Origin of the sequence: Xanthomonas nasturtii, from assembly GCF_001660815.1 — a bacterium.
GTDB classification, from domain to species: Bacteria; Pseudomonadota; Gammaproteobacteria; order Xanthomonadales; family Xanthomonadaceae; genus Xanthomonas; species Xanthomonas nasturtii.
Genome location: NZ_LYMI01000009.1, coordinates 44,039 through 68,517 on the forward strand (window position 1 = coordinate 44,039; position 24,479 = coordinate 68,517).

Annotated in this window: 14 protein-coding genes and 1 pseudogene; 11 read left to right on the forward strand and 4 right to left on the reverse strand. The window is 65.4% G+C overall.

Annotated features, from left to right (window positions below):
* Nucleotides 1-4: 4 nt before the first annotated feature.
* On the forward strand, nt 5-1,204 hold the full coding sequence (locus tag A7D16_RS04435) for a sensor histidine kinase (protein WP_064630194.1): 1,200 nt from the start codon (nt 5-7) through the stop codon (nt 1,202-1,204).
* Entirely contained in the window at nt 1,201-1,833 is a 633-nt protein-coding gene (locus A7D16_RS04440) for a response regulator transcription factor (protein WP_064630196.1), read from the forward strand. The genes A7D16_RS04435 and A7D16_RS04440 overlap by 4 nt, the downstream gene beginning before the upstream one ends.
* A 96-nt stretch (nt 1,834-1,929) precedes the next feature.
* Here A7D16_RS04440 and A7D16_RS04445 read toward each other — a convergent pair whose 3' ends face one another.
* Nucleotides 1,930-3,303, reverse strand: coding sequence for a hypothetical protein (locus tag A7D16_RS04445; protein ID WP_064630198.1), 1,374 nt, complete (start codon nt 3,301-3,303; stop codon nt 1,930-1,932).
* A gap of 388 nt (nt 3,304-3,691) precedes the next feature.
* Here A7D16_RS04445 and A7D16_RS04450 point away from each other — a divergent pair, with 388 nt between their 5' ends.
* The 3 genes and pseudogenes from A7D16_RS04450 (at nt 3,692) to A7D16_RS23595 (ending at nt 4,995) form a co-directional block, all read left to right on the forward strand.
* The gene (locus tag A7D16_RS04450) at nt 3,692-4,189 is read left to right on the forward strand and encodes a hypothetical protein (protein WP_239686945.1); all 498 of its coding nucleotides are present in this window, start codon (nt 3,692-3,694) and stop codon (nt 4,187-4,189) included.
* Between the two features lie 328 nt (nt 4,190-4,517).
* Nucleotides 4,518-4,847, forward strand: a pseudogene (locus A7D16_RS04455) (hypothetical protein); the annotation flags it as partial.
* Complete coding sequence (locus tag A7D16_RS23595) at nt 4,732-4,995, forward strand: hypothetical protein (RefSeq protein ID WP_095522256.1); 264 nt, start codon at nt 4,732-4,734, stop codon at nt 4,993-4,995. The pseudogene A7D16_RS04455 and the gene A7D16_RS23595, both read left to right, overlap by 116 nt.
* A 176-nt stretch (nt 4,996-5,171) precedes the next feature.
* On the opposite strand, the gene A7D16_RS04460 is transcribed toward A7D16_RS23595, so the two are convergent.
* Together A7D16_RS04460 and A7D16_RS04465 are read right to left on the reverse strand one after the other, a co-directional pair.
* On the reverse strand, nt 5,172-5,570 hold the full coding sequence (locus tag A7D16_RS04460; protein WP_064630204.1) for a hypothetical protein: 399 nt from the start codon (nt 5,568-5,570) through the stop codon (nt 5,172-5,174).
* The gene (locus tag A7D16_RS04465) at nt 5,567-8,914 is read right to left on the reverse strand and encodes an nSTAND1 domain-containing NTPase (protein WP_064630206.1); all 3,348 of its coding nucleotides are present in this window, start codon (nt 8,912-8,914) and stop codon (nt 5,567-5,569) included. The genes A7D16_RS04460 and A7D16_RS04465 overlap by 4 nt, the downstream gene beginning before the upstream one ends.
* Before the next feature lie 297 nt (nt 8,915-9,211).
* Here A7D16_RS04465 and fabV point away from each other — a divergent pair, with 297 nt between their 5' ends.
* Nucleotides 9,212-10,420 (forward strand): enoyl-ACP reductase FabV, encoded by a 1,209-nt coding sequence (fabV, locus tag A7D16_RS04470; RefSeq protein ID WP_064630208.1) that lies wholly within the window; start codon nt 9,212-9,214, stop codon nt 10,418-10,420.
* Between the two features lie 401 nt (nt 10,421-10,821).
* Here the strand turns inward: fabV and A7D16_RS04475 are convergent, their stop codons facing one another.
* Nucleotides 10,822-11,844, reverse strand: coding sequence for a sugar kinase (locus A7D16_RS04475; RefSeq protein WP_064630210.1), 1,023 nt, complete (start codon nt 11,842-11,844; stop codon nt 10,822-10,824).
* A 285-nt stretch (nt 11,845-12,129) separates the two neighbouring features.
* On the opposite strand from A7D16_RS04475, the gene A7D16_RS04480 reads away from it, so the two are divergent.
* The 5 genes from A7D16_RS04480 to A7D16_RS04500 all read left to right on the forward strand — a co-directional run bounded on the left by A7D16_RS04480 (nt 12,130) and on the right by A7D16_RS04500 (nt 24,445).
* Entirely contained in the window at nt 12,130-14,898 is a 2,769-nt protein-coding gene (locus A7D16_RS04480) for a TonB-dependent receptor (protein ID WP_064630212.1), read from the forward strand.
* A 244-nt stretch (nt 14,899-15,142) separates the two neighbouring features.
* Nucleotides 15,143-18,343, forward strand: coding sequence for a TonB-dependent receptor (locus tag A7D16_RS04485; protein ID WP_064630214.1), 3,201 nt, complete (start codon nt 15,143-15,145; stop codon nt 18,341-18,343).
* Between the two features lie 12 nt (nt 18,344-18,355).
* Complete coding sequence (locus tag A7D16_RS04490; RefSeq protein WP_064630215.1) at nt 18,356-19,333, forward strand: pectinesterase family protein; 978 nt, start codon at nt 18,356-18,358, stop codon at nt 19,331-19,333.
* Nucleotides 19,333-20,361, forward strand: a complete 1,029-nt coding sequence (pelA, locus tag A7D16_RS04495) for a pectate lyase (protein ID WP_064630218.1) — start codon at nt 19,333-19,335, stop codon at nt 20,359-20,361. The genes A7D16_RS04490 and pelA overlap by 1 nt, the downstream gene beginning before the upstream one ends.
* A gap of 220 nt (nt 20,362-20,581) precedes the next feature.
* On the forward strand, nt 20,582-24,445 hold the full coding sequence (locus A7D16_RS04500) for a LamG-like jellyroll fold domain-containing protein (RefSeq protein ID WP_193395438.1): 3,864 nt from the start codon (nt 20,582-20,584) through the stop codon (nt 24,443-24,445).
* The last annotated feature ends 34 nt before the right edge of the window (nt 24,446-24,479 follow it).

The following is a 24,479-nucleotide window of genomic DNA, read 5'->3' on the forward strand; positions in this document are numbered from 1 at the left end:
ACCCATGCCAGGGGCCGCAGGTCATCGATCCCACCTGCCGGAAGTCACTTTCTACATGCGCGCCATTGCCGAGTGGCCGCGCGGCCGTCAGCATCGCCGCATGAACTCTTCCCTGCCGCATCTTCTGCATCCCCTGCGTCTGGCCGGTGCGTTCACCATTGCTGCAGTGGCGCTGTCGTTCATGCCCGATGCCTCGCCCCACGGCGCCTGGCGCTGGGGCGTGCTGGCCGGCTTCACCGCGTTGTTTCTGCTGCACTCCCTGTTGCGGCCGCTGCCTGCGTTGCGCAACGGCGCGCTGCTGCTGCAAGCGGTCATGGCGCTGCTGCTGGTGTGGATGGAGCCGCATGCCGGCACGGCCCCGGTGCTGCTGGTGTTGCTGGTGGCGCAGGCAGGGATGGCCTGGCCGCCGTTGCGCGTGCTGCTGCTGGCACTGGTATTGAACGCGGGCATGTACGCGGTGCTGGTGCACGCAGGCTTCGATCGCGCCTGGTCGATCGTCAGCATCTATGCCGGTTTCCAGGCCTTTGCCGCACTCACCGCGCATTACGCGCGCAGTGCCGAGCGTGCGCGCGACACCTTGGCGTACGTCAACGCCGATCTACTGGCCACCCGCGCGCTGTTGGCCGACAGTGCGCGCGATGCCGAGCGCCTGCGCCTGGCGCGCGAGCTGCACGACGTGGCCGGGCACAAACTCACCGCGATGAGCATCCATCTGCGCTTGCTGCGTGCCGACCCCACGCTGGCGCCGCGCCAGGAGCTGGCGATGCTGGAAGGCCTTGCGCGTGAGTTGCTTGGCGACATCCGCAGCGTGGTGCAGTCGTTGCGCGACGATGCCGGGCTGGATCTGCACACCGCGCTGCATGCCCTGGCCGCGCCGTTTCCCAAACCGGTGCTGCAGCTGCAGATCGACCCGGCCGTACGCGTGAGCGACCCGCAAATCGCCGAAGCCCTGCTGCGGCTGGTACAGGAAGCGCTGACCAATGCCGCGCGCCATGGCGAGGCCGACACCGTGCAGGTGTCGCTGCAGACCCATGACGGCCAGCTGCACATCGACATCCAGGACGACGGCCACTGCGCCGAGCAGATCCGCGAGGGCAACGGCATCGCCGGCATGCGCGAGCGGCTGGCGGCCTTGCATGGCCAACTGCAGCTCGGCCGCGCCGCGCACGGCGGCATGCAGTTGACCGCGAGGTTGCCGGCATGAGCGCGCGCCGTATCGCATTGGCCGACGACCAGGTGCTGGTGCGCGCCGGATTGCGCGCGCTGTTGCAGCAGCAGGGCGTGGAGGTGGTCTGCGAGGCCGACGACGGCCAGAGCCTGCTGGACGCGCTCGTCATCAACACGGTGGACGTGGTGCTCAGCGACATCCGCATGCCCGGCCTGGACGGCATCCAGGCGCTGCAACACCTCCGCGACCGTGGCGACCGCACCCCGGTGCTGCTGCTCACCACTTTCGACGACAGCGACCTGCTGCTGCGGGCGACCGAGGCCGGCGCGCAAGGTTTCCTGCTCAAGGACGCCGCCCCGGAAGACCTGCGCGAGGCGATCGAACGCGTGGCCAACGGCGAGACCCTGCTGCAGCCGGTCAGCACCGACCCGGTGCGCGCCCGCTACCAGTTCCGCGACCAGCAGCCCCCGCGCGAGACCTTCAGCGAGCGCGAGGTGGCGATCCTGCGCCTGCTCGCCGGTGGCTATTCCAACAAGGAGATCGCCCGCACCCTGTTCCTGGCCGAAGGCACGGTGAAGAACTACATCTCCACCATTCTGGAAAAGCTCGGCACCCGCGACCGCACCCGGGCGGTGTTGAAGGCGATCACGCTGCGGGTGATTTGAGCCGGCGCGCCCGCCGTTCCATTCCCCGCAGCGCAACCAAAAACGCAAAACGCGGCACCGCAGCTGCGGCGCCGCGCATGCAGCGACGGCCGGCAATTACTCCGGCGGCAGCTTGGAGATTGCAACCCCGACGATCAGCGGCTGCTCGGAGGTTGTGGTCCCGGTGAAGCTTTGCCCGGACTCGCTCAGGCTCCACCCTGCCTTCTCGCTGCCGCCTTCGGCCTCGAAGGTGAACGGCCCTATGCGCAGTCCGGTCGAGGCCTTGAACTTCTCAGAGAACTTGGTGAAGGACGCCTTGCTGGTGGTAATGGTGAAGGTCGGCTTGTAGCCCACATACATACCCGTCTTGAGCAGGCCGAAGAAGCCCTTCTCGCCGAATACGGCCTGGGTGCCGCCTTCGCCGAAGGCGCTGTAGCCCTTCACAAACGGGCCGCTGCGCTTGCTGCGCACGAATGGGCCGTTGTACCAATCGCTGGGCTGGATCTGGATCAGGTCCAGCGCCTCGAACTCCACCGAGACGTTGAGTTCATTGTCGGTCTCGAACTCGTTGATGCGCTCCCACTTGCCGGCCACGCGCACCTCCCAGAACAACTGGCGGATATTGGCCGACCCGCCGGCCCAGGTCTTGCTGTAGTCGTATGAGGCATCGCGGCTGCTGAAGCCCATGGTGGCGCCCGCCGGACCCTGGCCGGCTTGCACGGCATCGACCCATTCGCTGGCGCTCTGCGCGACCGACCAGTTCGGCACCGACGGGAACTTAGACAGAGCCGGGTCGTTGAGCTTTGCGTAGAAGTCTTGGTTGGCCATCTGCTTCTGCGCCTCGCCCAGACCCGGTGTGTTGGCCTGCGCCACCAGTGCGTTGTAGGTCACCTGCGCCTGCAGCATCTTGGTCTGCGTACTGGCGATTTTGGTCTGCCAACCGGCGCCGGCCGGCGACCCCAGCCAATCGGTGAAGGTCGGCGTGTTATCGGCGACCTCGTCCTGGTACACCGACCGCGCCTGGTTGTAGGCGATGGTGTACCCATTGCTGGCGGCGGTCACCGCGTCGTCGGCGGCCTTGATCTGCTGTCGCAGCGAGGCGTCGTCGGTCGCCGCCGGAATCACATTGAGAAATTCCTGGTAAGCCTGGTTGAGGCGGTCGCCGCTGGAGACGAAGGCGCCCACCGCGCTCCATTGCGGCGATGTGGAGCAGAAATCGTACTGCGCGGTGCCGATAAAGCCGGGCTGCTGCAACGGCCAGGCCCAGGTGGTGAACGGATAGACCATCTGGAAGTTATCCGGGCTGGCCCCGATGGCGTCGGTCAGCGCGCGGTATAGCAGGCCCCAGGGCTTCTGGTCGTAGTCCGCGGCCAGCAGCGCGCCGGTATCGGCTTGGCGGCGTTGCAAGGCGGTCTGTCGGAACAGCGACACCGGGGAATCGTGTTCTTCGGTGGCCCGGGTATGGGAAACAGTGTCGGTACGGGTGAGCATGGGTGTGTCTCGGTGGATCGCGACGGTCGCCGCGGCAGGTGCCTGGGGCCGCCGGCATGGCGGTGGCGTCCGGTTGGCACGGAGCCGGACGCCATCCACCGTGCCGGACCCTGCCTCGGCGCCGCCTTACCGCAACCTGCCCGAATGCAAGTAACTGATCCAAAAAGCAATTTGGTGGTGTAGCGGCATTGGGGGCGGCGCCGGCGCCAGCGTGCGAGACGAGCGGCCGAACGCGCGGGCCGCAACCGTAAGCTGCCGGTCAGGTGTGCGCGGCGGGTTGCCGACAGGGTGGCGCGGCGGCCCTTGCGCCGCCCGGAGACCGCATCGCGCACTCCGGCCTCCGACCAGGACCACCGCCATGAGCTCGTTCCGTAAGTTTGTGTTGTTGATGTTGTCGATGCTGTTCGCGGCATGCAGCGCGCCCGTCCCGCGTTCCGCGCCCGCGACGCCGCCGCAGGCGCTGTTCAAGAGCATCGACGTCTCCGAAACCGACGTGATCAGGCGCTCCAAGCTGAAAGGTTGTCAGCTGATCCCTTACGACACCAAGCGCAGCACCTGCGTGGACCAGAATGCGGGCCTGCATGGTCCGACTGCCTGCGATGCGCTGGCGTGCCAGAAGGCGGCCGGCAAAGACGCCAACCGCTTGCGCCTGGCTGCGTGGCAGAACTGCGTGGACCGGCGCACCCTGATCAATGGTGCGTTCGACAGCACGTTCAGGGACCTGAATTCGTTCAAGACGGGGCCGAGCTACAAGAACTGGAAACAGCAGGGCAGGAGCGCCATGGCCGCGCTGATCAAAGAGATCGAGGACGGCCAGCCGGGGCACGCACTCGCGCTGAAAAACGCAACCAGCACCTTGAACGACTGCAAGAAGATCGCGGACTGAACGGCGGTCCCTGGCGGACGCGATCCGCCAGGGACGCTGCGGCGACGGCAACCTCGCCGCAGCGCGGTCCGGGTATCCACAGCGAACGCAGCAGGCGGTACGCCAGTCCGGCGCCACCGCGGCCCGGCCGATCTGTCGGGGCCTGTCGAAACGCCCGTCCAGGTGTAGCAAATTTTTGTTCTGAACGAATTTTTCAAGTTTCGGAGTAGGCGACCAGCAACCGTAAGGTTGCCGTCAGGTCCAGCGCGCGGGCATGCACGAAGGTGATCCGGCGGCCATCAAGGCTGCTCGGGGACGCGCCGCGCTCCGGTCTGCTACGGAGTCCGTCGTGCGCCTGGCCCGGTCGTGGTTCGTGTTGATCGTCGTGCTGTCCACCAGCGCCTCGGGCGCGTCGACCCAGGCCGAATTGTCGATCAGCTGGCCCCGCGCAGCGTTGCCGCCCCAAGCGGTCGCCGAACGCGACATGCGCGTCGTCGTGGGATGCGGGTCGGTTGTGCAGGGAGCTGCTGCCCACGCCTGCGATCGGCCGACCAGGCGCTTGGATGAGGAGGGTTGTCGGCAAGGCTTGGCGCGTCGGCCACGCAAGTTCGGCCAAACCGGTGGCCCTGATTGCGCGGGTACCGGCCCCGGCATGGCCGGTGATCGTGACCGTCGAGGCGCCGATGCTGGAAAAAGGGACGTGGTCATCCGATTTGCCTTTCAGAAGCGATGCGCCAGACAACTATGCGATATCCAATTTTCCTGCCGGTCGGGTGATTGCCCTGACGCCCAAGGCAATCGATACCTACGTTCGGGACACCAACTGATCGCCCGCATGAAGGCGTATCGCGCGCACAGGACATCCGGTGCAGCGCTACTCTTTTTCTCTTCCTCACCGGCTGTAGCGAGCGGACATGCCGCCAGGTTGCGACTGCGCTATCCGTCGATCGCCCGGCGTGCTCCCGTCCGGCGGGGAACCATCGGACGGGAAGGTGTCTGCCTGTCAGCTACGGCCAAATTCCTGCGGTGAAATTTCTGGATCGTTGCCGACCTGGGGGTCGCAGCTGAAATGCGCGCCGGTGTGGGTGTCTTTCACCACCACGCTGAAAAAGATCAATGTCCGTTCTTTATTGGCATTGACCACCTGCACACCACGACCGTCGGGGTCGATCTGCTGCGGGCCGATCTGCCCCGTCGCATCCGAATTCAGCAGGCTGATGATCTTGAAGTGGTGAGGCACCGACTTGCAGAACGCATAGCGTAGGATCACGCCCTGTTCGCCTTTGCCACAGATGAGCAGATCCGGCGAGAAGCTGTAGAAGTAGGCGCCACTGCCGGTATTGCCGCCGAAGGCCACGTGCGCCACGGTCAGTTCGATGGGGATGATCTTGGAGTCCGTCATGACGTTGGTAATTCCTTGAAGAGCGGGGCATAGAGGGAAACGAATCCCGGGTGGCGGTAGCCCGCTTGATACAGCCATCCGAGCTGTTGCGAAACGGCAGAGCGCTGACCCAGATGGATCTGTGCGCGAATCCATGGGTCGAGCAAGGTCTTGTCGCGACTATTGCCGATATCGACGCCGACCACTGCCACCGCGCGCTGCCAGGCCGCGCGTGCACCAACGTGATCGCCGCTGGCGTCCAGTTGTTCGCCATACCAAACCAGGGCATGCGCCAGCGACGAGACACCTAGCAGATCGGCGGGCCTGGCCCGATGCAAGGCGTCCAGCCGCGCCACGATCGTCGCCAGGCTGGACGTCTGGTTGCTGCCATGCAGCCCCTGCACCTGGTTCAACCGCAGCGCGATGATGGCGTCCAGCCATTGCCACTCCGGCAGCGGCTGGAGCTGTAGCACGCCTGCCAGCGTTTGCCGCGCCTGTGCGAGTTGTTGGGTGGCCGCGTCTGCGTGCCCGTCCAGCGCGGCGACCCAACCGGCCTGCGCGTAGGCATGCGCCAGATCGCGTTGCCACGTCCGGTTGTCCGGCTGCTGCGCGACCAGCGGTTTGAGTATCTGTACGCTGGCTTGCGCGTCTGCCTGCGCCTGCGCAAGCTGGCCGCGCGCCAGCGCCAGATTGGAGGTGCGTAGCAACGAGGTAGCCATGCGCCGTCGCCATGAATCGGCATCCGGATCGTTCTTCACCAACACGCGCAGCACCGCGATCTGCTCGCGGTAGCCTTGTTCTGCTGGCGCCAGCAAGCCCTGATTTTCCTGCGCCAGGCTTAGCCAGGACAGGCTATCGACAAGTTCGTACCGCACGGCCGCGTTATGTGGCGTGCGCGCTAATACTTGACTCTTGAGTGCGATGGAACGCGCAAAGAACTCGATCGCCGCAGTTGCGTGACCTTCGCTTTTGGACAATGTGCCCAGATTGTTGAGCGCATACGACAACTCCAGCTGCCAGCGCGGATCCTGCGGAGCTGCGCGTATCAGGTGTTCGCAAGCCGCCAGATACTGCGACCAGTACGTGCGCACCGACGGCAGCTGCTTGGCCTGATACGCCAGATAGCCGAGCCAGTACGCGGCCTGACCGGTTTCCGCATGCGCTTCCAATGCATCTGGCGCCCGCATGCGCGCCTGTTCGGCGGTAGCGGCGGCACGCGTGAACGCGGCATGGGCCTCTTTGACCTTGCCCTGGTTCATCAACACTTCGCCGGTGGTCCGCAGGGCGCGCGCGTGGTTGATCAAATCACCGGTGTGCATGCTGGCGCTAGGCAAATCTTCCAGATAGCGCAGCGCGCGGCTGCCCACGCTGTCGAGCAATGTCAGGTTGCCCACGGTCCGCAACTGCTCGGCCAGGTCGCCCAGCATGTAGCCCACCAGTTGCTGCGCCTGGTCGCGGCGTTGTTCGGCCACTTGCTGGGCCTGGCGTGCCTGCCAGCCGAGCAGCAGCGAGGAGCTGGCCAGCACCACCAGCAAGGCGGCGGCGGCGGCGTACAGGCCGCGGCGCTGGCGTTGCGAGCGCCCGCAGGCGTGCAGGAATGCGTGGTCCAGGGTATCCAGGTCCTGCGGCATGCGCCGCGCCGCCTCGCGGGCTTCGCTCAGCGGGCGGCCGCTGTTGAGCAGGTGGTCGGTGCGGCGGCCTTCGGCGGCCCAGCGTTGCGCGGCCAGTTGCAGGCGTTTGCGCGCCTGCAGCAGGCGGCGATTTTCATGGATCCACTCGGCCGCGCGCGGCCATTGCCGCAACACCGCTTCGTGGGCGACCGCAAAGCCCGGGTCTCCGGCCACCAGCTCGCTGACGAACAGGCGCGCATGCACGAACGCATCTACCAGCACGCGCGCTGCGCTGCTTGCCGGCAATGCCGCCCACAGCGCACGCCGCGCGGTCACTGCATCGCTGTCGGGGTGGATCACGCTCAGCAGGGTCAGCACCTCGCCGAGCGAGGCCTGCGCATCGCCGGGCAATGCGCGGAAGGTGTGCTCGGCATGATGCGCAAGCGCGCCTTCCAGCCCGCCCAGGGCGCGATACGCCGCAAACGTCAGCAAGCCGTCGTCGCTGCGTTGTGCGTGCAAGGCATGCAGCAGATGTTGCAGCAACGGCAAGGCATCGGGCTGGTGTGTGGTGGCATCGCGCAGCACATCGTCCAGGCGGCCGGCGCCGTTGCGGTCTTCTTCGAAGCGCAGCCCCGCCATTGCCGCCGGCACGCGGATGATCTGCCCGATCTCGCCATCGCCTGGCGGCAGCAGATCCACATGCCCATCGCCGCGTTTGAGCTCGACGATGTCTGGCAACGCATCGATCAGGCGCGGATAAAAATCGCTGCGGGTGCCCATCAGCACGGCCACATGCGTACTGGCGCACAATGCCTGCAAGGCCGCAGCAAGCGCAGCGCGATCGGCGGTGGTGATGCCGGGCGTGGCCACCATTGCTTCGGCATGGTCGATCACCAGCAGCAGATGGTGCTGGGTCTGTGCGCTGTCGCGCGCTGGGGCGCATTGGCGCACGGCCGCGTCGATGGCAGCATGCAGCCAGGTGGGCTGCTGCAGCCACTCTGGCAGGTGTGCCATCTGCGCCGGCGAAAACACCGCGCGTTCGCCCGGTGTCCATTCGCCCAGTGCGCGCGCGAGCGTGCCCAGCACGTCGCCGCCGCGGCATTGCGCCAGGTTGCAGTACGCCACCGCGACAGCTTCCAGCCCGTCCAGGCCGCCGGGCTGGCACAGCAACGGCACCACGCCGGCGCGCAGCAACGAGGTCTTGCCGCAGCCGCTGGCGCCGCTCACCAGCACCAACCCGCGCCGGCTGTGCAACTGCGCACGCAACGCGCCCACCACCTGCGCAATCGCATGGCTGCGGCCGAAGAACACGTCTGCATGCGCCGGGTCGAATGCCTGCAGCCCCATGTACGGGTTGCCGTGCCCCCACGCCTGCGTACCGATCACCGCGCCGCGGTAATCGTCCGGAAACACCACCTTCGGCAGCAGCCGATAGCCGCGTTTGCGGATGGTTTCAATAAAGCGCGGCTGGCGGCTGTCGTCGCCCAGCTTGCGGCGCAGCTGGGCGATGGTCTTGTGCACCGGGTTGTCGCCGTAGAAGCTGCCGTGCCACACCTCGATCAACAACTGCTCGGCGCTGATGACCTCGCCGGCGCGCTCGGCCAGGGCGATCAGCACTTCCATCATGCGCGGTTCCAGCGCGATGGTCTGGCCGTCGTCGATCAGCGTCAGCCGCTCCGGCTCGACCAGCAATGGCCCAAGCCGAAACCGCGGAACGGAGCCTAGCTGCGTGACGCGCTCGCTTCGAAGAGACATCGCTCGGATACCGGTCGCACGGTGGAAGGGGCCTCGACAATCGCCAACAGGCGCGGCCAGGCACGGCACGGCAGGCCGGAAACGTAGCACAGCTGCCTGCCCTGTAATTCGATTGCGGTCGCTGTTCGTGCTGTTCGTGCTGTTCGTGCTGCGCGTGCACGCACGTGCTGGCATCGTGCGGCGCCTGCGGCGGCCTTCACGCGCTTCCATACAGCAGCGTGTGTTGCGCATCAGGCTGTTTCGCATGCGATGCACCGATTAAGATGCCGCCAGCATCTTGCTGACCAGGAGTCCACGTTGATCATCCATCCCAAAGTGCGCGGTTTCATCTGCACCACCACGCATCCGCTTGGTTGCGAGCGCAATGTGCTCGAGCAGGTCGCCGCAACGCGTGCACGTGGCGTGCGCAACGACGGCCCCAAGAAGGTGCTGGTGATCGGCGCGTCCAGCGGCTACGGCCTGGCCTCGCGCATCACCGCCGCTTTCGGGTTCGGCGCAGATACGCTGGGCGTGTTCTTCGAAAAGCCCGGCACTGCCACCAAGGCCGGTACCGCCGGCTGGTACAACTCGGCCGCATTCGACAAACATGCCAAGGCGGCGGGGTTGTACAGCAAGTCGATCAATGGCGATGCGTTTTCCGACGCGGCGCGCGCGAAGGTGATCGAACTGATCAAGACCGAAATGGGCGGCAGCGTCGATCTGGTGGTGTATTCGCTGGCTTCGCCGGTGCGCAAGCTGCCGGGCAGCGGCGAAGTGAAGCGCTCGGCGCTCAAGCCGATCGGCAACACCTACACCGCCACCGCCATCGACACCAACAAGGACAGCATCATCCAGGCCTCGATCGAGCCGGCCAGCGCGCAGGAGATCGACGACACCATCACCGTGATGGGCGGGCAGGATTGGGAACTGTGGATCGACGCGCTGGACGGCGCCGGCGTGCTCGCCGACGGCGCGCGCAGCGTGGCCTTCAGCTATATCGGCACCGAAATCACCTGGCCGATCTACTGGCACGGCGCGCTTGGCAAGGCCAAGGTGGATCTGGACCACACTGCGCAGCGCTTGAACGCACGCCTGGCCGCCCGCGGCGGCAGCGCCAATGTGGCGGTGCTCAAGTCGGTGGTCACCCAGGCCAGCGCGGCCATCCCGGTGATGCCGCTGTACATCTCCATGGTCTACAAGATCATGAAAGAGAAAGGCCTGCACGAAGGCACCATCGACCAGCTGGACCGCCTGTTCCGCGAGCGCCTGTACCGCGAAGACGGCCAGCCGGCCGAGGTGGATGACGAAAACCGCCTGCGCCTGGACGACTGGGAACTGCGCGACGACGTGCAGGACGCCTGCAAGGCGCTATGGCCGCAGGTGACCACCGAGAACCTGTTCGCACTCACCGATTACGCCGGTTACAAGCACGAGTTCCTCAAGTTGTTCGGCTTCGAGCGCGACGATGTGGATTACGACGCCGATGTGGCGACGGATGTCACCTTCGATTGCATCGAGTTGGGGTGAGGAATCGGGAATGGGGAATCGCAAGAGCATGGTTCCCTGATTTCTTTGAATTTCCGGGCGCATAGCGCAATAAAAACGGCCGGCATCACTGCCGGCTGTTTTTTTTAGTGGGGCGGGCAGTGGTGGTTGGCTCCGCGGCGCGATGCGTTATCGACGCGCGCTGATATGACGCGCTGCCGCAGTGCATGCGTCGCGGCTTTCGGTGAGTTGGTCGACGAATCTGTAACGCCGCCATTGGGTCAACGCGGCAGATGGCGCGACGTCGAGCGGCCGTACCCTCATCCGCCCTTCGGGCACCTTCTCCCCCATAAAGGGGGACAATGTCCCGAGGGGAGAAGGGAGAAACGCGCAGCACGCGCCGCTTTCCCATTCCCGATTCCCGATTCCCGATTCCCGGCGCATCAGCGCCGCACATCAAACCGCGCATCCCCCACGCACGCTTGCACATCGGCCACCGAGAGCGGATTGAAATCGCCTGGAATCGAATGCTTCAAGCAACCTGCCGCCAGGCCGAAGCGCACGGTATCTTCCAGCGGCCAGCCTTCGATCAGGCCGTGCAGCACGCCGGCGGCGAAGGCGTCGCCACCGCCGATACGGTCGATGATGGGGGTGAGTTCTTCGCTAGGCGCGCGCGCCACCGCGCCTTCGCGCGGCACCAGCATCGCGCCCAGGCTGTGGTGGTCCACGTTGTGCGCCACGCGCTGGGTGCAGGCCATCAACTGCAGCTGCGGGAAGGCCGCAAACGCCTGTTGCGCGGCCGCTTCCACGCGTGCTTCCAGCGTGTCCTGCGGGAACTGGCCGCCCAGCACCACGCCGATGTCGCGGTAATCGGCAAACACCACATCCGCACATTCAAAGAGCTGATGCAGGATGCCGCGGGCATCGCCCTGCCAGCGTTGCCATAGTTTGGGCCGGTAATTGCCGTCGAAGGACACCTTGACCCCGGCCGCACGGGCGGCACGCGCCGCTGCCAGCGTGGCCTGCGCCACGTCTGCGCCCAGCGCCGGGCTCACCCCGGACAGGTGCAGCCACTGCACGCCCTCCAGCAGGGCAGGCCAGTCGTAGGCATCGGCCGGCGCCAGCGCGAACGCCGAGTCGGCGCGGTCGTAGACCACTTCGCTGGGGCGATGGATAGCACCGGTGGTCAAGAAGTACAGGCCCATGCGGCCTTCCACCTGCCGTACATGGCGGGTATCGACCGCATGGCGACGCAACTCACCCAGCACCGCCGCACCCAGCGGGTTGTCCGCCACCGTGCTGACCATGGCCACGGCATGGCCGAAATGCGCCAGCGACACGCCGACATTGGCCTCTGCGCCACCGCAGTGCACGTCCAGCCGAGGCTGCTGCAGCAGCAGCCCATGACCAGGCGCCCCCAGGCGCAGCAACAACTCGCCAAAACACAGGATGCGGGCTCGACTCATGCGGTAGTACCTCGGCTGTGTGGTGCGTCACGGGGTGGGGAAGCCGCTGCGCATTAGGATGACCATCGGTGTCATTCTAGCCCTCCGGGAACACGGTGGGTGAGACCCACTATGCGACACGGCGTGACGGCTTGCGCCCCATTTAGGCGAATTCCGGACGCATTTGTGCTGCGCTGCAAGATGTTGAACGACGATTCAGCTGGTAACGTCGTTTTGACCAGCGGTGTCATTGCCGCTCACTACCTGCCATTTCACATTGTTCATGGACCCTTGGGAGGGGAGGACATGCAATTTCGGACCACCAACCGGAAGACACCGGTTACCTTGCTTGCACTGTCGATCGGCCTGGCGCTGAGCGGCCACGTTGCTGCGCAGGACACCACCCAACCACCCGTCGAGCCCGCCGTGGACCTGGACACCGTCACGGTGACCGGCTACCGCGCCTCGGTGGAAAAGGCCCTGGACATCAAGCGCGGCGAAGCCGGCGTGGTCGATGCCATTGTCGCCGAGGACATCGGCAAGTTCCCCGACCTCAACCTGGCCGAGTCGCTGCAGCGCATCCCCGGCGTGGTGATCACCCGCGAGGCCGGCGAAGGCCGCGCCATTTCGGTGCGTGGCCTGGGGCCGGAATTCACCCGCGTGCGCATCAACGGCATGGAGGCGCTCACCACCGTGGGCGCCGGCGACCAGAGCGGCGGCACCAACCGCGGCCGCGGCTTCGACTTCAACGTGTTCGCCTCGGACCTGTTCTCGCAGCTGATCGCGCGCAAGACCGCCTCGGCCGACGTGGAAGAAGGCTCGCTCGGCGCCACCGTCGACCTGCGTACCGCGCGTCCGTTCGATTACAACGGCTTCACCTTCGCCGCCAGCACCCAGGCCGCCTACAACGCCATGGCCGAGAAGGCCAACCCGCGCGTGGCCGGCCTGATCGCCAACACCTGGGCCGACAACACCTTCGGCGCCTTGCTGTCGGTGGCCTACACCGAGCGCGAAGTGCTGGAAGAAGGGTCCAACACCGGCCGCTGGGCCAATGGCCCCAGCAACGGCGGCTTCAGTGCCGCCTCGCCGTTCGCCGCGGCGCGCTCGGCCAATGTCTATCACCCGCGTTTCCCGCGCTACACCCAGCAGATCCACGACCAGCAGCGCCTGGGCGTCACCGGCTCGCTGCAGTGGAAGCCGTCCGACCGCACCACGCTGTCGCTGGACATGCTGTATTCCAAGATCGATGCCAAGCGCGACGAGCACTACATCGAAGCGATCTCCTTCAGCCGCGGCGGCAATGCCCGCCCCGTGCTCGTCGGCAAGCCGGCCACCGTCGTGCGCAACGGCGAGATCCGCAACAACGCACTGGTCTACGGCGAGTTCGACAATGTCGACATCCGCACCGAAAACCGCCACGACGAATGGAACACCGAGTTCAAGCAGATCAGCTTCGACATGGAGCATCGCTTCAACGATGCCTTCAGCGTCAATGCCCGGGTCGGCACCTCGCGCTCTGCGCACGAGAACCCGATCCAGACCACCATCATCATGGACAAGTACGACGTCGACGGGTACAGCTACGACTACCGCGGCAACAACCGCGCGCCGGTGCTGAACTACGGGATAGACCCGACCAATCCCAACGGATGGGAGCTGGCCGAAATCCGCCTGCGTCCGCAGTCGGTGGACAACGACTTCGACACCGGCCAGATCGACTTCAACTGGAACGTCAGCCCCGGTTTCCGCCTCAAGGGTGGCGTGCTGGCCAAGAACTACACCTTCAGCACCGTCGAACTGCGCCGCGCCAACGAGCTGGCCGTGCCCACCTTCGCCAATGGCACGCGCATCGTCCCGGCCGCCCTGACCGAACAAGCCGGGCTCAAGGGCATCAACGGCAGCCCGGCCAGCTGGGTGGTCCCCAACCTGGATGCAGTGGCCGATCAGTTCGGCATCTACAGCAACAGCGGCACCTTCGCCGTGGCCCCGCGCGTCAACAACAGCCGCAGCGTCGAAGAAAAAGACCGCGGCGTGTGGTTGATGGGCGAGTTCTCTACCGACCTGGGCGCCATTCCGCTGTCGGGTAACTTCGGCGTGCGCTACGTGGAGACCGAGCAGGAATCCACTGGCTATGCGTTGATCAACAACGCGCCGGCACTGACCACGGTCGGCCGCAAGTACGACAACACGTTGCCCTCGTTCAACCTGGTCGCCGAGCTGGCGCCGGACCTGTTGCTGCGTCTTGGCGCCGCCAAGGTGATGTCGCGTCCCGGCCTGGGCAGCCTCACGCCCGGCGTAACCGTGGCCGTGGCCGGTGGTGCACGCACCGTGGCCGGCGGTAACCCGGACCTGGACCCGATCGAAGCCACCAACGTCGACCTCGGCCTGGAGTGGTACTTCAACGAAGGCGCCTTGCTCGGTGTCGGCCTGTTCTACAAGGACATCGAGAGCTTCATCCAGACCGCGCGCGAAGTGCGTCCGTATTCCAGCAGCGGCCTGCCGGCGTCCTTGCTGGAGGGCACCGGCGCAACGGTGAACGACGACTTCGCCTTCAGCATCCCGCTCAATACGCCTGGCGGCGAATTGAAGGGCGTGGAAGCCAACTACACGCAGCCCTTCACCTTCCTGCCGGGCAAGTGGGCCAACCTGGGCGTGCAGCTCAACTACACCTGGGTCGATTCGAAGATCCAGTACCTGGCCAGCAGCGGCGCGCCGGTGATGAAGAACGACCTGCTCGGGCTGTCGCGCTCGTCGTGGAATGCCACGCTGTTCTATGAAGGCGAATCCTTCGCAGGGCGCGTGTCGGCCACCAACCGCGACGACTACCTGACCCAGGCACCGGGTTCGGAAGCCGGCTTCAACGTCGATGGCGTGCACGGCATGACCGGCACCACCATGATCGACGCCTCGCTGCGCTACAAGATCAGCAAGCAGCTGGAGCTGAGCCTGGAAGGCATCAACCTCACCAACGAAGCTTCAGACGAGTGGGTGTCGTCGCCGCGCACCGGCCAGTTGCCGCTGCAATACGGTGAAACCGGCCGCCAATTCCTGCTGGGTGCCCGCTACAAGTTCTAACGCGTGTCCGCCCGCTGCGCACGCGCAGCGGGCCTGATTCCAACGCCTGATCGCGATGACATCTTGCGCCCGCCGTGCGTGCGCGCATGCAACGCGGTGGGCGTGCCGTTTCAAATCGCAGACATCCAACGCACGCCGCCGCAAGGTCGCGTCGCGGCGATGCGCTAGCGCTATCGAGCGACGCCAGGGGCCTGTGGGGAGGCTGCATGCGTCTTTGCAGCAGTGCCATTGGAGTAAGTGCATCATGCAAGTCTGTTCGCGTCGTCCCGCCGCATTGGCGGCCGCTCGCCTGCCCAGCGCGCGTTTGTCAGTGGCCATTGTTCTGGCACTGCACGCGGCCACTGCTGCCGCGCAAACCGTCGGCCCGCCGACCACGCCTACCGACGCGGTGGATCTGGACCGCGTGCAGGTCAAGGCCACCTACCGCGAAAGCCTGCAGCAATCGCTGGATGCCAAGCGCTACAGCGTGGAGCAGGTGGATGCGATCTATGCCGAAGACATCGGCAAGTTTCCCGATCTGAACCTGGCCGAATCGATGCAGCGCATCGCCGGCGTCTCCATCGACCGTGAAGGCGGCGAGGGCAAGCAGATCTCCGTGCGCGGCCTGGGCTCGGACTTCACCCGCGTGCGCATCAACGGGCTGGAAGCCCTGGCCACCGCCGGCAGCGGCAGCGATGGCGTCAACCGCAGCCGCGGTTTCGACTTCAACACCTTCGCCTCGGAACTCTTCAGCCGCGTCACCATCAGCAAGACCCAGTCGGCGCAGATGGACGAAGGCTCGCTCGGCGCCACCGTCGATCTGCGTGGCTCGCGCCCGTTCGATTTCGACGGCTTCGAAGCGGCCGCATCCACGCAGTACGGCTACAACGATCTCTCGCGCGAAAAAGACCCGCGTTTTTCCGGTTTGATCAGCAATATCTGGGCCGATGGCCGCGTCGGCGCGTTGATGTCGGTGTCGTATAGCGAGCGTCACCTGCGCGAGGAAGGCTACAACCCGGTGCGCTGGGAGCACGGCAACTACCGCAACTCCAACCAGAACACCGCCACCAACAACGGCACCTACGGTTTCTGTTCGCCGGTGGGCTACAACCCGCAGACCCCGCGCAACCCGCTGGCCAACGAAACCCGCGCCGGGGTCGGCTCGCAGGCCAACCAGGACCGCAACAACGGCTGGGGCAGCTACGGCATCAGCGCCACCAATTGCGGCACCGGCATCGCGCGCCCGGCCAACACGCCGGAGAACATCCAGGCCTACGAAACCGCTACTGATGCGTGGATTCCGCGCTACCCGCGCTATATCCGCACCGATCACGAGATCAAACGCCTCGGCGTCACCGGCGCGCTGCAATTCAAGGTCAGCGACGACACCCTGCTGAACGTCGACATGCTGTATTCCAAGCTGGACAAGGACCAGCGCGAAGACTCGGTCGGCGCCAACCTGCACCGCACCGCCAACTTCGGCGGCAAAACCCAGATCGCCGTGCGGCAGGCGCAGGTGGACGAGCAGAACCGCCTCACCTATGGGGTGTTCGACAACGTCGATTTCCGCACCGAATCCAGCAACATCGAAGAATCCACCGAGTTCAAGCAGTTCAGCCTGGACCTGCAGCACCGCTTCAACGACCAGGTGCGCGTCAACGCATTGGTCGGCCATTCGACCTCGGACTACGAACGCCCCGAGTTTTCGATGGTGAGTTTCGACAACACCAATCTGGACGGCTTCGTGCTCGACCGCCGCAATGGTGGCGACTACCCCAGCATGAGTTTCCCCTTCGATGCGGGTAACCCCGACAACTGGCAGTGGCTGGGCTACGGCGCGGTGCCGGTCAACAGCAACGGCACCGCGCGCGGCACCAACATCAGCGAGGTGCGGCTCAACCCGCAGTCGGTGGGCAACACCTTCGACACCGCCAAGGTGGATCTGGAATTCAACATCAGCCCCACCTTCACCTTCCGCACCGGGCTGGCCTACAAGAACTACGACATGGACACGTCGGAGTCGCGCCATGTGTCCTACGGGCGACTGGCGCAGGCCTTGCCGGCCGGTGTGGGCGTGGGTGACTTGAGCACCAATCTGGATGGCTTCGGCCGCAGCTTGAACGGCAGCTTCCCCACCACCTGGGTGATTCCGGATTTCCAGAAGGTCGCCGACCTGCTCAACATCAATTGCAACTGCGATACCGGCGTGCCCGGTGGCGACTACCGCCTGGCCGATGTCGGCCACTTCGGCTCGTCCAACAACAATTTCGCCGTCAACGAAAAGAGCCTGGGCACCTACCTGCAGCTGGATTTCAACACCGACCTGTGGGGCCGCGCGCTGCGCGGCAATCTGGGCGTGCGCTATGTGCAGACGCAGATCGCCGCCAGCGGCTATGCGCCATGCACCGCCACCGCGGCCGGCGCCATCTCGCCCAACTGCGAATCGTTCTTCGGCGTGGCCAGCGCCACCGCCGCAGCCGGCGAGCGCCTGCTGGTGCCCACCACCGTCAATCACAATTACCGCGACATCCTGCCTTCGCTCAACCTCTCGTGGGATGTCAGCGACGAAGTGGTGCTGCGCTTCGGTGCGGCCAAGACCATGGCGCGTCCCACGCTGGCGTATCTGTCGCCCAGCGTCAGCGGCGGCCCCACCCAGTTCTTCGACGACGGGCGCTTCTTCTCGATCAACCTGGGCAACCCCAAGCTCGACCCGTTCCGCTCCACCAACTACGACCTCAGCGCCGAATGGTATTTCCGCGAAGGCTCGCTGTTGTCGGCGGCGGTGTTCTACAAGGACATCGATAGCTACGTGCAGCGCACCCGCGTGCTCAGCACCTGGGAGGCGATGGGCTACTCGCTGGATCTGCTCCCGGCAGGTTTTACGCCGGACACCATCTTCAATGTGCAGAGCTACTTCAACACTCCCGGCGGCCCGCTCAAGGGCTTCGAGCTGACCTACCAGCAGGCCTTCGACTTTTTGCCCGGCTTCTGGCGCAACTTCGGCATCCAGCTCAACTACACCCAGGTCGATTCCAAGATCAATTACCTGTTCAGTACCGCCGGCAACAGCAACACCAGCATCACCACCACCGCCACCGAGCGCGACCTGCTCAATCTCTCGCCGCAGTCCTACAACGCCACCGTCTATTACGACGACGGCCGCTTCAGTGCGCGCGTGTCCACCAGTTATCGCGATGGCTACATCAACAACATCCTCGCCCAGGAAGACGTCTACGACCTGGACGGGCGTCGCCTGGCCACTGCCGATGTCACCGGCAAATACAGCGTTGAAAACGTCGACTTCAACATGTCCTACAAGCTCAACGACCACATCTCGCTGACCTTCGAGGCGATCAACCTGCTCGACACCCCCGACCGCCGCTACGTCGATTCCACGCTGGAACTGCCCGACAAATACACCGTCACCGGGCGTCAGTACTACATCGGCGCGCGCTACAAGTTCTGACAGGAGCAACGCATGCAACCGCATCGCAGGATCGTGTTACGTACTCTCGCTGCCACCGCATTGCTGGCCGGGCTGTCGCTGGGCAGCACCGCGGCCATTGCCGCCGACCCGGTCTACACCGTGGCCAAGCAGGGCAGCGCCGGCTACCGCACCGTACAGGCCGCCATCGACGCCGCCGTGCAGGGCGGCAAACGCGCGCAGATCAACATCGGCGCCGGCACCTACCAGGAACTGATCGTGGTGCCGTCCAACGCACCGGCGCTCAGGCTCACCGGCGCCGGCGCCACCCAGACCGTCATCACCTACGACAACTACGCCTCACGCATCAATCCGGCCACCGGCACCGAATACGGCACCTCCGGTTCGTCCAGCGTCATCATCGCCGGCAACGACTTCACTGCAGAAAAACTCGCCTTCGGCAATCACGCAGGCCCGGTTGGGCAGGCGGTGGCGGTGCGTGTGGATGGCGACCGCGCGGCGTTCCGCAATGTGCGCTTTCTCGGTTATCAAGACACGTTGTATCTGCGCAATCCCAAGCTCTCGTACTTTCTGGATTGCTACGTGGAAGGCACCGTCGATTTCATCTTCGGCGGCGGCACAGCGCTGTTTGAAAACACGCAACTGCATTCGCTGGGCGATGGTTATCTCACCGCAGCCTCCACTCCGCAGGAAAGTGCGCGCGGCTTCGTGTTCCGCAACGCACGCGTCACCGCCGCCAGCGGCGTCAGCCGCGTGCACCTGGGCCGCCCGTGGCGCCCGTATGCCAGCGTCAGCTTCGTCAGCAGCCAGCTCGGCGCGCACATCCTGCCCGAAGGCTGGAACAACTGGGGCAACGCCGCCAACGAGGCCACTGCCCGCTACAGCGAATACCAGAGCAGCGGCAACGGCGCCAACCCGTCGCGCCGCGTGAAGTGGTCGCGCCAGCTCACTGCTGCGCAGGCCGCCGCGCTGGACCGCAACACCATCCTGGGCAGCTGGAGGCCGTTCTGATGACCCGTTTATCGACAATTGCATTCACCACCGCGTTGCTGCTGGCACCGCTGTCGGCCATGGCCGACACCATCGCCGACAACATGCTGCTGCTGCAGACCGCCTCCGGTGGCTGGTCCAAGCAGTACAAGGGCGTGGCAGTGGATTACACGCGCACCTTCACCGCTGCAGAAATTGCCGAACTGCAACAGCCCGGGCGCAAGGACGACGCCACCATCGACAACAAGGCGACCACGTACGAAATCACGTACCTGTCCACCGCCTTCAAGAACGAAAAGAACGCCAAGTACATCGCCGCCGCACGCCGTGGCGTGGACTACCTGCTCAAGGCGCAATACGCCAATGGCGGCTGGCCGCAGTTCTACCCGGACCTGTCGTCCTATCACCATCAGATCACCTACAACGACGACGCGATGGTGCGCGTGCTCAACTTGCTGCAGGACATCGGCGAGGGCAAGGGCGATGCCGGCGCGCAGCTGCGCAGCAGCCATGGCGCACGCGCAGTGCAGGCGGTGACCAAGGGCCTGGAATGCGTGCTTGCCACCCAGGTCAAGATCGGCGGCACGCTCACCGTATGGGGCGCGCAATACGACGAGGTCACGCTCAAGCCGGCCAAGGCGCGCGCGTATGAGCTGGCCTCGTTGTCGTCCAGCGAGTCGGTGAGCATCGCGCGGTTTTTGATGCGCCAGCCCAACCCCTCGGCCAAGATCAAGACTGCGGTGCAAGCGGCCGGTGTCTGGTTCGACACTCACCGCATGCGCGATCTTGTCACCAAGAAAATCGATGACCCCACCCAGGAAACCGGCAAGGACGTGATCCTGGTCGCGCAGCCGGGCGCCTCGCTGTGGGCACGCTTCTACGACCTGCAGAATCAGTGCCCCTTGTATGCCAACCGCGACGGCAAGGCCTTGACCGACTACATGCAGGTGCCCAACGAACGCCGCGTGGGCTATGCCTGGCATGGCACCTGGCCGGACAAGTTGTTGAAGGACGAGATTCCCAAGTGGAAGGCCGCAAACGGGCTGTAGTGGACGCAGCCACCGCACCACCGCACGCGGCGCAGGCTGGCGCGCGCAGCACGCAGGCACCGCATGTACTCTCGTACGTGCCAGCCCGCTTGCTCGCCGCCAACCGTGCGCCGCGTGCCGCGTTGCGTTGGCATGGTGCAGTGTCTGTCGCCCATGCGGTGCGGCAGTGGTTTTGAAGAGTGGTTTTGAACCAGACGAGGTGCGTGTGCTGAAGGTTTGGATGGGTTTGTTGTGTTTGATTGCGCTGCCGGTGAGTGCGGCCACCTCCACGGCCCCGGAGCTGTTGTTCCGGGTCTCGGCCGATCGCAGCCTGGACGCGGACGTCGCCCGTGGCGACGGTGTGCCCAACTTCCGCGACAAGATCGCCCTGGTGCCCACCGGCAAACGCGGCAACGCCATCGAATGGGCCGACGACGGCGTGCTGTCGTGGAATGCGCCCGGCAACCTCTACACCCAGCGCGGCACGCTCGGCTTCTTCTGGCGTCCGCGCTACCCGGTCGGCGAAGCACCGTTCGTGATCTTCCGCGTCGGCTACGCCGACCACACCAGCTGGGACATGGCCTGGCTGCGCATCGACTGGAACGGCCACGGCTTCGATGCCTTCGTCACCGACGCCAACCTCGCGCGCACCCGCGTCTCCTTCAAGCTCGACAAACTCCCCAGCGCCAGCGACTGGACCCACATTGCGTTTGCCTGGGACGAAACCCAGGGCGTGCGCCTGTATGTCGATGGCAAGGAAGCCGCACGCGTGGACTGCGGTGCGCCTTGCACCAACGGCGGCGCGCTCGATTACGACACTGCGCTGGACCAGTTCGGCCTGGCCGGCCGCGTGATGTCGCCGCACCAGGTGCAGAGCCGCTACAACTTTTTGCGCGGTAGCGACTTCGATGAGATTCGCATCTACGACCGCATGCTCGATGGCGCAGGCGCCAGCGCGCTCGCCCGCCTGCAGGAACCCACCACCGCCGTCCCCGCCACCGGCGACGCGCAACACACCGCCTTCCTGCACCGCTACGGCTGGGACAACGGCCACGCACCGCCTGCACTCACCGCAGCGGTCACCCGCATCCGCAAGGTGGAATTCACCGACGCGCGCGATCTCAAGCAATGGATGTGGAAAGCCACCGACGGCATTGCCGAAACCACCTGGCCCGGCGTCTACAACCGCTCGCGCCTGCCCGGCCGCAACGACTACTTCCAGCTGCCGGACTGGAACACCTACGTCGAAGGCGGCAAGGCGCTGGACCTCACCCTGCCGGACGAGCCGGTCAACCGCATCGAGCTGCGCGGCGCCGCCTACGGCCAGGCCAGCTACACCGCGCCCGTTGCCGCCGGTGCAAGCGCCGCGCAGGCGCAACCGCTGTTCGCACGCGCACAAGGCGTGGTGCGCAGCGTGGACCAGTTCCCCGAGCGCCGCGGTGGCACGCTGCGCTTTGCCAACACCGCGCAGGAAACGCCCATCCAGGAAATCTGGGCCTACAACGTGCAACCGGGGCAGGTACCCAAAGGCAGCGCGCAACTCAGCTACACCGTGCGCAGCGACATCCAGCCCGACTACGACAACCTCGCCGAACTGCGCGGTGTCATCGCCGGGCGCTACCCGCCGGGCGAGCGCCAGACCGTCATCGCGCTGCCCACCAAGGCACCGGCGCGCAAGCGCCCCAGCGACAAGGCCGCCGCAAGCGCGCAGCAACCCATCGTGCACATCCTGGTGCCCTCCAGCCTTGGCAACCCGCCGCCGGACCAGGCGCTGATGCGCAGCTGGTCCTACGGCTGGGAAAACATGCACGACGGCCTGGATGGCATCGCCATCACCCTGCCGGCGCTCAGCCTGCCGGCCACCCACAACGGCAGCATCCCGCTCAACATCCGCATCAAGGACCCCATCTGGCCCGCACGCGACATGATCGACGTGTCGGTGGCCGTCGCCCCCGGCCAGGCCCGCACGCTGTGGCTGGACCTACGCGACAGGATCCTCAGCAACGACAGCCTGATGCTCAGCATCGCCGCCGCCGCACCCGGCTTCGATGCCAACGCGCTCGACGGCACCCAGCTGCAACTGGTGTTCAAACCGCGCAACGAGGCCATCAAAGAGCACGTGGCCGACCGCTTCAATCAGGTCAAGGACAACTGGGGCTTTCTGGTGGAAGAACACACCACCTCCAAGCGCCAGCTGCTCTACAAACGGCTGGACGCCGACATCACCGACCTGCTGCGCGTCGACCCGGACCACGCGCTTGGACGCGAATACTGGAACGACATCAGCTACGCCAACCAGGGCGAGTTGCCTGTGGACATGCCCACCGTGCCCAAGGGCGTGCCCGCCTGGGCGTTCTGGCAGCTGCAAGACCTCAGCGCCACGCGCCGCTACATCCGCTGGTGGATCGAGCAGCGCCAGGTGGCCTACGGCGATTTCGGCGGCGGCATCTCCGACGACTCGGACCTGGTGCAGCAATGGCCCGGCGTCGCCCTGATGGGCGTGGACCCGGACATGCTCAACGCCTCCATGCTGGCGCTGTCCGATGCCAACTACCGCAACGGCATGTTCACCAACGGCCTGTCCACCATCGAAACCGACGAGCTGCATTCCTACGAGGAAGGCATCAACCTCAACAGCGCCCTGCTGTACCTCAACTGGGGCGACCCGCGCACCGTCGAGCGCCTGATGGAAACCGTCAAGGCCTTCGACAATATCATCCAGGTCAACCCGCAAGGCCACCTGCTATTCGCCAGCAACTGGTTCGGCGGCCGCACCGTTTACCGCGAGCCCAACTGGCAATGGCAAAAGCCGTATTCCTTCCCCATCGTGCACCCGGCCATCCTGCTGGGCGGCTATAACGCCGACCCCAACAGCCGCCGCATCGTCACCGGGTTAGCGGATGGCTATCTCACCCACGCCTACACCAACGCCAAGGGCAACTGGGCCCTGCCCAACGAGATCAATTGGCAAACCGGCAAAACCCGCGGCGGCGAACTGTTCGAAGGCAGCGGCGGCGCCGACACCTTGCACACCTTCTGGGCCGCCTACCGCTTCACCGGCGACGCGCGTTATCTCAAACCCATCGACTACCGCGTCGCCAACAGCGGCCCGAATGGCTTATCCCTGCTCAACGAAAACTTCCTCGACGTCATGGGCAAGCGCAGCGACTGGAGCGGCAAGCTCATCGACGCCGCAAACAAGGACGACGGCAGCGCCCCGGACTTCCCGCACCATGTGGCCTGGGAGCAGACCGGCAACCTCGAGTATCTCGCGGCCATTTACCGCAGCGAGGCAAGAGAGAAATTGCAGAACTTCTACATGAACACCGAAGGCCACTGGTGGAGCGACCGCGTGGAATCCCCCACGGTCAACCTGCAACGCGCACGCTTAGGGGGAGTGGCCCTCAAGCGCAATCAAACCTACCCCGGCCACACCGTCAGCTGGCGCTTCAATGACCCAGAGGCCGCCACCCAAGTGGCCATCGCCATCCCCGCACCCCGGCAAGACCGCTTCACCGTCATCGCCTACAACACATCGAATAAAAACCAGCGCGCCAGCATGACCGGCTGGAACGTCGCCCCGGGCCAATGGCGCATCACCCAAGGCGTAAGCAAAGGCAATGACGGCAAGCTCGACAGCAGCGCCAAGACGCAAAAGGTCGCTTTCGAAAAAAGCGCGGCCATCGACATCGACTTCCCCGCGGGCCGCACCACCGTCCTGCAGCTCGAACGCATCGCAGCCACCACCCCGGTCGAACTACGCCCGGACCTGGGCATCGGCCATGGCGACGTGCGCTTGACCGCCGACGCCATCGAAGTGACGGTGCACAGCCTCGGCCACGCGGACGCACCGGCTGGGTTTGTGGTGCTGGAAGATACGCGTGGCAAGGAGCTGGCAAGAGCCGCGTTCCCGGCCCTTGCCGCACCACGCAATCTGCAGCCAATCACCACCCAGGTACGCCTGCCACTAACCAACGCGGAAAATCTAAAAACCGCGCAACTGCGTGTGCTGACCGAAGGCAACGCTCCAGAGGTTACCGACCTCAACAATAAACTCGCTCTGCCCGCGTCGGCCAAGCCGGCAACCGCAAAAAACAGCCAATAACCCAACACACCAATCCCTTCTCCCGCACGCGGGA